Origin of the sequence: Actinacidiphila sp. bgisy167, from assembly GCF_965342175.1 — a bacterium.
Lineage (GTDB): Bacteria > Actinomycetota > Actinomycetes > Streptomycetales > Streptomycetaceae > Actinacidiphila.
The window spans coordinates 1-919 of record NZ_CBDRBL010000217.1 but is presented as its reverse complement, the minus strand read 5'-3'; the positions used below and the strand labels follow the sequence as shown (position 1 = coordinate 919).

1 pseudogene is annotated in these 919 nt (G+C 67.2%); it reads left to right on the top strand.

Annotation, left to right across the window (positions count from 1 at the left end):
* Nucleotides 1-763, top strand: a pseudogene (locus ACRWND_RS30860) (hypothetical protein); the annotation flags it as partial.
* Between the last annotated feature and the right edge of the window lie 156 nt (nucleotides 764-919).

Genomic DNA, 919 nt, shown 5'->3' with positions numbered 1-919 from the left:
CGCACCCCAACCGGTCATCTCCCGGCCCAGCCACACGAATCCGGAACTTGATCAAGCCCTGAGCAACATCCGCGCCCTGGGACTCGGATACACCGTCGGTGTCGCTGCCACACACCAGGTCACGGACGGGACCGCGCGCAAGCGGGAAGCACGCAAGATGATCAACAAGGTGCGGCCGGAGCAGTGGACGCGGCGGGCGACCAGCCACGGCACCAAGGGCACCCGCGAGTACGTCTGGGCCTGGCTCGACATCCGCCCCGACGACACTCCCGACAGGCACGAGGACGACACCAGCGTGCTGGTGGCCCGCCGCCACCGCTACACCGGCGAGGTCTCCTACTTCCGCTGCTGGACCCCTGGGGACATCGCCCTCGGCACGCTCGTGGAGGTGATCTGTCGCCGTTGGAAGATCGAGGAGACCTTCCAACTCGCCAAGGGCTTCACCAGCCTCGACCAGGGCCAGGTGACCTGCTGGAACTCCTGGATGCGCTGGTCGCTGTTCTCCCTGATCGCCGCCGCCGTGCTCGCCCTGGCCCTCGACGCCACCGCACGCGCAGTCTCCGCCGGAACCGCCCGCCTCGTCCCGCTGACCTGCCCGGAACTCGTACGCCTCGTGCGCGCACTCGTCCTGCCGCCACCGGTCCGCGACCGTGACCACGTCCTGCACTGGACCGCCTGGCGGCGCCACCATCAACCTCATGAATTCAGCTGTGACGGTCACCTGACGCACCAACAGGAGAAGGGTGCCTCCCACCTGCAATGATCTGATTGCTGAGATCAAAACCGTCGCAGAGAAGAGGCACCCAACGGGTGAAGAGTACCGGCTGGGATCACCGGCTTGCCGTGATCGCCGCCGACCTCGACGCATGGACCCGGGTCCTCCTCCTGCACGAGGAACCCGAACTCGCCGCCGCAGAGT